General features: G+C 62.8%; 7 protein-coding genes. 1 reads left to right on the top strand and 6 read right to left on the bottom strand.

From position 1 onward, the window contains the following. Positions 1-15: 15 nt before the first annotated feature. Both QZ638_RS08875 and QZ638_RS08880 read right to left on the bottom strand, forming a co-directional pair. Positions 16-744 (bottom strand): ABC transporter permease, encoded by a 729-nt coding sequence (locus QZ638_RS08875; protein WP_295809043.1) that lies wholly within the window; start codon positions 742-744, stop codon positions 16-18. After that, positions 741-1,673, bottom strand: coding sequence for an ABC transporter ATP-binding protein (locus QZ638_RS08880; RefSeq protein ID WP_295809046.1), 933 nt, complete (start codon positions 1,671-1,673; stop codon positions 741-743). The genes QZ638_RS08875 and QZ638_RS08880 overlap by 4 nt, the downstream gene beginning before the upstream one ends. A gap of 114 nt (positions 1,674-1,787) precedes the next feature. Here QZ638_RS08880 and QZ638_RS08885 point away from each other — a divergent pair, with 114 nt between their 5' ends. Next, complete coding sequence (locus QZ638_RS08885; RefSeq protein WP_295809048.1) at positions 1,788-2,495, top strand: TetR/AcrR family transcriptional regulator; 708 nt, start codon at positions 1,788-1,790, stop codon at positions 2,493-2,495. Between the two features lie 287 nt (positions 2,496-2,782). On the opposite strand, the gene QZ638_RS08890 is transcribed toward QZ638_RS08885, so the two are convergent. The 4 genes from QZ638_RS08890 to QZ638_RS08905 form a co-directional block, all read right to left on the bottom strand. Continuing rightward, positions 2,783-4,288, bottom strand: coding sequence for a DUF3363 domain-containing protein (locus tag QZ638_RS08890; protein ID WP_366936226.1), 1,506 nt, complete (start codon positions 4,286-4,288; stop codon positions 2,783-2,785). Positions 4,289-5,078: 790 nt separating this feature from the next. After that, positions 5,079-5,657: a hypothetical protein gene (locus QZ638_RS08895; protein ID WP_295809051.1), complete on the bottom strand. Its 579-nt coding sequence runs from the start codon at positions 5,655-5,657 to the stop codon at positions 5,079-5,081. Then, on the bottom strand, positions 5,654-6,517 hold the full coding sequence (locus QZ638_RS08900) for a lytic transglycosylase domain-containing protein (RefSeq protein WP_295809054.1): 864 nt from the start codon (positions 6,515-6,517) through the stop codon (positions 5,654-5,656). The genes QZ638_RS08895 and QZ638_RS08900 overlap by 4 nt, the downstream gene beginning before the upstream one ends. A gap of 4 nt (positions 6,518-6,521) precedes the next feature. Then, positions 6,522-6,747 (bottom strand): DUF736 domain-containing protein (locus QZ638_RS08905; RefSeq protein WP_295809057.1); only part of this gene is annotated, 226 nt, incomplete at its 5' end.

A 6,747-nucleotide genomic window follows, 5' to 3' on the forward strand; every position in this document is an offset into this window, starting at 1 on the left:
AGACATCACATCCACCTAGCTTTCGACATGACCGATTGTGCGTGCGTGCAGGTCGAGCGCCCAGCGCAGCAAGATGACGCTCAGGAGCGCCAAGTAGCCGAAGGCGTAAATCGACTCGACGGATGCCACTGCGGACGGATCGGCCGCCCACAGTAGCGCGCGTAACATGGCGTGACCGGGATTGATTCCGAATAAGGCCCAGGTCAGCCAGCCTTCGACCGCACCGAAATGCGCCAGGAAAGGCAGGTACAACCCGACCGAAATCGGAAATGCGCGGGCAATAACATGATTCAAAGAATTGGCCGTCGCCACAATCACCAAGCCACCTAGAACGGCGAAGAGGCCGGTGAAGGCGAACGCCAGTGTCATGCGGAAAAGCAGATTCGACGAAGGCGGCCAGTAGGCGACGGAAAGGATAGCCAGCCCTCCAGCAATGGTTAGAGCCACAAAGGTGATGATCTTGGCGAGAACATAGTCTACCGGCGAGGCTGGTGTGACAGCCAGCGCGGGCGGGGTGCCTTGCGATCGTTCCAGCAACACCATGCCTGCGACAAACCCCGCACCGACCACCGCCGGGTCGAGGAACAGGATGGCCGTGACGACCGTGGCCGGTGCGTTATCTGGTAGCAGCGCCACGGCGACCGCGAATATGCCGGTGCTCACCACAGTGAAGAAATAGATGCGCTCACGCGCTTGGGCGCGCACATCCCAGAGCACCAGTCGCAGAACCAGGGACGGGTTCATGCTGCTTCTTCCATCAAGTTGAGCGAGGTGCCGGTAACGTCGCTGAACACCTGATCAAGGCTCGCTTCCTGGCTGTGCAGCGTGCGGACCGCGCCTGAACGGAGGATGGCGTTGAACCGCTGATCGTCGGCCAGCCCGTCGAGCGGAAATTCGTCCGTCTTGACAACATCGTGACCGTGCATGATCCGGACAGTGCGTCGGCCGTATTTTGCCTTGAGCGTCTCGGGCGCATCCAGCACGGCAAAACGACCGCCTACCACGAAGGAGACGCGGTCGCAGAGTTGGTCGACGTCGTGCATGTTGTGCGTGGTCAGCACGATAGTTTTTCCGGCACGGCGCAGCTCTGCGATGATGCGCTTGACGATGCGAGCGTTGACGGGATCGAGACCGGCAGTGGGCTCGTCGAGAAACACAATTTCGGGGTCGTGCTGGATTGCCCTGACGAAGTTGAGGCGCATGCGCATGCCCTTGGAAAAGGTCTCGACCTTCTTGTGTGCGGCATCCTCAAGACCGACCAGCGCCAGTAGTTCGAGAGGGTCGCGGCTCTCCCGTTTATAGAGCGACGCGAAGAACCGAAGGTTCTCGATCGCAGTAAACTTGACATAGTGGTTGGGAAGCTCGAACCCTACACCGATGGCCTCGAAATAGTCTTGTCCCCACGCTGCGAGGGGCTTCCCGAGTATCTGAACCGCCCCGTCGAAACGACGTTGCTGTCGTGTGAGCAGTTTTTGTAAAGTGCTTTTACCCGCACCCGATGGACCGAGCAGACCGAAAATCTCGCCATGAGCGACAGAGAAGCTCACCCCGTCCACTGCGGGTCGGGCCTGTCCGGGATAACTGAAGATCAAATTCTCGACGATGATGGCATCTTGCGCCGTTCCAGACAGGCGCGTCTGATCGGAAGGCAGTGCCTGGACTTCGGGTGTCATCGCAGTTCCTTCGCGTTTTACGAATGATCGCTATGCAGCGGGACCATTGCGTTGCAGAGCGCAAATACCTATAATTCAAACCGACGGTCGGTTTCAATGGGAAAAGCAGATATCATGGCGAGATGGGTAAAGAAGAGGCCTGATGTTCGGCGCAACGAGCTGCTCGACAGCGCACAAGCCCTTTTCTTTTCGAAGGGCTATGAAGCGACGACCGTTGCCGACATCATGAAGGGGGCAGGAGTATCCAAAGGCGGCTTCTACCACCACTTCTCGGCCAAGGAGGATTTGCTCGAAGCGCTTGGCGAGCGGCTTGCGGCCGAAACTGTGGTCCAACTCCGGCCAATCCTCGACAATGAAGGCCTGAACGCGGTCACCCGGATGAATGCGGTCCTCGCACAGGCTCGCCGTTTCAAGGTCGAGGATGCCGCAGCGATTCGTGCAGCGTTCGATACAGTCTTTAAGCCTGAGAACATCGTGCTCTATCACCGTCTCAATCGCGCAGTCGGCGAGGTCATGCTGCCACTGTTCATCGAGATCCTTCGACAGGGGAAATCGGAAGGCGAGTTCCGCATAGACGACCCAGCGACGACCGCAGAGATCATACTGCAGATGGGCACTTCGACACACGATGCAGTGGCACGTGCGATCGAGGCTTCCGGCACACCGCAGGTCGAGCAGGCTGCGGTCGCGCTGGACGAGCGCCTGCGCCAGCAAGGTATTGCTATCGATCGCATCCTTGGGCTCCCCGACGGGACAATCGTCTTCTCTGAACCAGGTTTCTCGAAGGCGGTTATGACCGTGCCGATGAGCGACAAGAACTGATCGGACCGCGAGTTGCGGGATGCTGCCTACGAACTTCTCCAAGCACACAACTAGCGATGGCAGGATCATGCAGGAGAGTGTTAGAAGCCCGGCAATGGTCACGTGCCCATGTGGTTGGGTTCTGGATGTTGCGCATTAAATGATGTGCAATGGTGGGGAAGACGCCGCAACCATTCCCACGAGTTATATCGGCCTTGATGTCCGTCTGGACATGGTATCGATTGCAGTCGCAGATCAGTCGAACATTGCAAGGTACCGTTCTTCCGGATTTAGACTGCTGTTTTCGGCTATAGACTGATCTCCCTCTGCCGCCCCAACTGCCACGACACCGATCCACCTTGCACCACGCCCATGACCTCGCGGCCAAGCTGGCGGTCGATGACCGGCCGCCATGGGACAAGCGTGAATTCGTGGCTCTTTTCCACGACGGCGAACTTGCCGCTCGATAACTGCACGGTGCCCGTGAACTTGCCACTGACGATCTCGCCGTCCGCCGCTGCCCGGAATGGCAGGCCTTTGGCTTCCGCCGTCTCCGCGCCGACGCGGGCAACCTCGCGCTCGCGCAGCGTGGCCAGCAGATTGCGCCGGTAGAAGACGCGACCGTCCCGGCTGCGGTTGGCATCCCCTTGTTCAACGTGACGCTCACGGCGGCGGTCCATCGCCTCGCGCACATCCTGGCCGAAGCCGGCCGAAGCGAGATCTGATGTGTCAGGCGAAAGCAGCCGGCGGTCTAACCAGGTCGCGCCGTCCGCGCCTATTTGCTTGTCCAGATCGAAGGCCGACAGAACGCGGATGCTGGCTTGCCGGTTGCGGTCGGCGTCATAGGCAGCGGCGCGGCTCTCGAAATCCTCGGGGATACGCCATTGGTCGGCGTCGATCCGCTCGACGATCCCAGCCCGCCGCAGCGCCTCCAGCCGGCGGACATGCGCATCGATATAGCCCTCATAGTCGCCACCCGGAACGCGGCCCTCGAATTTCGCCTGCTCCAGATGGCGGCTCGGCCGATAGATGCCGTCCTCGGCGATGGCGGCAATGGCGTGGTCGGACGGCCGGGCGGCGGCCTCGGCCCGGCCGATCTCGATGACGCTGCCGATCCGGGCATCCTCCAACTGCAAGGGGTCGATGTTGGCGATGTGATGCGTCCGCCCATCGATCCCGTCCACGACGACGGTGAGATTGTCGCCCAACTCGTTGGCGAGATACTTGTCGAGCACGCGACCGGTGACGGGCGCTGCGGGTGCGCCCTCGTGGATGCGGAAGGTCAGCGGGTCGCGCTCCAGCCCATCGGCGGCGAGCGATCTTTGCATGGTGCGAATGATGTCGCCGCGCTCGCCCAGTTCGCGCAGGGTCGGTTCCAGCCGTTCGTTCAGCTCCCAGACGCCGGGCGCGTGTTCGGTGGCAAGGCCCATCCGTCCCAGCCTGGAAAGCCGACGAAGGCGAAGACTGCGCTCGAACTGCCGCTTCGGCTCTCCGGGTTCGTGGCGCAGGTCGAGGAACCGCGCATCGGCTTCCTCAACCATCGCCCGGTCGATGCGCGTGAAACGATCCTGATCTATCTCGGCCGTGAGCTTGCGGGTCTGCTCGATCTCGCTGACGTGGCCGAGTTCGAGCGTCGCCAGTTCGCTGGCACGCTCGCGGATGCCATGGACGATGTAGTCGCCATTGATGACCAGATCCTGCCCCAGATCGTCCCTGCCCCGAACGATGACATGCACATGGGGATAGCCGGTGTTGTAGTGATTGACCGCGACCCAATCGAGTTTCGTGCCAAGGTCGGCTTCCATCTGGCGCATGAGGTCGCGAGTATAGGCCGTGAGGTCCGACAGCTCCGCGCCATCCTCGGGCGAGACGATGAACCGGAACTGGTGGCGGTCGTCCTTGCCGCGCTCAAGGAAGGCATCGCCATTAACGCGGTCCTCGGTGGCGGAATAGAGCTGGCCACGTTCGCCATCGCGCGAGGTGCCATCGCGCTGAATGTAGCGGAGATGGGCTTGCGCCTTCCGGGTCTTTCCGGGGTGAAGGATGTAGCGCTGCTGGACGATGACGCGGCGCGCACCCGGCTGCCGGTGATGCCAGCCACCACCGAGATTGCGGGAGCGGACGAAGACCGCGCCGCGCCCGCGCTTCACGCCCTTCCCGCTCGAAAGCACGGAATGACGACCAGCCGCAGGCGGTGGCGTGAACGCCGCTGTCCCGAAACCGATGCGGGGCGAGGTGCGACGCTGCTGCCGGGTGAGCTTCCTGGCCTGCGTGAGAAAGCTCCTGGTCTTGCCCGCGCGCGGCGTGTCGGAGCGGATGCGGCCGGGGTTCGGCCGGAAGCGGTTTTCGTCGTCGGTGCTCAAGGATGCGCCTCCGGTCAAAATCGCGGAAAATCGGGCGACCTGCGGCAACAGTGCCGGTCGAAACCCCGCAAAGCCAACGCGTTGCGCGAAATCGCGGCACCCCACCCCCCAAAACCATGGTGCCGGAAGCGGCCGCCTAACCAGTGTGCAGACAACAACAATTTCTGGAACAGGCCCCACATGGTGCCATGTTCTTCAATCTTGCCCTCCGCTTTTTCTGCCCTTTCCGCCGCTCCTGCCCTCATGATCCTGCTCCGTCCGCTGGCCGTTCCTGCAAACTGCCTTGCACTGCGCGCCGCACCGCCGGCTCGTCCGGCAAAGCGAATTTCAGCCGCCATGTGCGCCATGCTTTCGTTACCGCGCCGGTGCCGGGAAACAGGTCTTCGAGCGTGTCGTCGGGGCGCGCGGCGACCATCTCGAACGCCCAATGACAGACCGCCGCGGGCTTCGCGCCAGTGAGGCCGCGGCGCAGGGTGATGCTCTCCTGAACCCAGTCCCGCATCACCAGCCGTTTGCTGACGACGGGTTTTCGGGCTGCCTTCACGATGACGGGTTCCCACGCCCAGGCGACGGAGACATTGCGTTTGAAGGCCGCGAATCCCTTCACCCAAACCATCCACCGCGCGCCCGTTTGCTCGACGAGCGGGGCGAGCGTCGCGATGGAGCGGGGTGTCGCGGCGGCGTGCAATATCCAGCCGTCATAGTCACGCTCCAGCCTTTCGATCAGACGTAGATGATCGACTTCGCCGGCGTAATCGGGATGGTCGCGATAAAGGTGCGCGCAGCCAATATAAGGCGGGTCAGCGTATGCGATCTTCATCGACGATCCCGCTCCGATGCGACGGCGAACAGGCCGCCCGATTGCGACCCGGACGATCTCGCGGCGGCAGCCTCAATGACAGCCGGGCGCGTGACAAAGAGCGGTGCTTCGCGCCAATCCGGCGGCGATGGCGGCGCCGTGAGCGACGGTTCGGTTGCGGAATCTCCGCCGAGAACCGGCGCGAGCGCGGCGATGTAGGCGCGTGTCTCGGCCGGCAGTGTGCGGCCCGCCGCAAGGTATTCGTCATAGCGTGCGGGACCGGCATTGTAAGCAGCGAGCATCGCCGCAACATTGCCGTACCGGTCCCACATCTCGCGCAGATAGGCCACGCCGGCGAGGATGTTGTCGCGGGCATCGTATGGATCGCGGCCAAGCCCATGGCGGATACGCAGTTCCGACCAAGTGTCAGGCATGACCTGCATCAGCCCCATCGCGCCGGCCGACGAGATCGCGCGCGCGTCGCCCGCGCTTTCGGCGCGCAACACGGCGCGAATCCAGTGTTCGGGAATGCCGAAGCGCTGCGAGGCTTCGACGACATGAGCGGCATAGGAATTGATAGCAGCCGGGCGAACGGCCAACGTAGATTGCGCGACCGCGATCGACGATCCGCTGCCAAGCGTCAGCACCGCGGCGAGCAGGCACACGGTATAACGGGATCGTGCCCTGTCTCCGCTGTGCCGCCAGCCTGCCAGCGTGCTCGCTGCGGTCAAGGGTGCGCGCAAAGCGCCGGCCAGGGGCCGCCCTGGATCTTCGCTGCGCGCGCCGGCCGTCCGGTGGCCGAGCGGGACGGCGGGATGAGACGGGTATTTCGCGAACAACGGGATGAGGGATTTGATCGCGGTAGCAACGCGGAACCGCATGCCTTCAGTTCCGCTCGCCGCGCGCTTTCGGCCGGCTCCAGTGCAGGGACCACGCGGTTTCGTCGTCATCGGACCCGAACAGGTTCGCGCGGATCGGCTGGGCGAGCGTTGGATCGTCAAGCTGGAAGGACAGATAGTCACCGGCCTTCTCGCCGCTTTCCTTCCACGCGGCGCCGACCTCGGGACCGTGCCTGTCCCCGATATGGATGCGGAAATCCGGTGCGTTCTCC

Origin of the sequence: uncultured Nitratireductor sp. (genome assembly GCF_913053745.1) — a bacterium.
Classification (GTDB): domain Bacteria; phylum Pseudomonadota; class Alphaproteobacteria; order Rhizobiales; family Rhizobiaceae; genus Nitratireductor.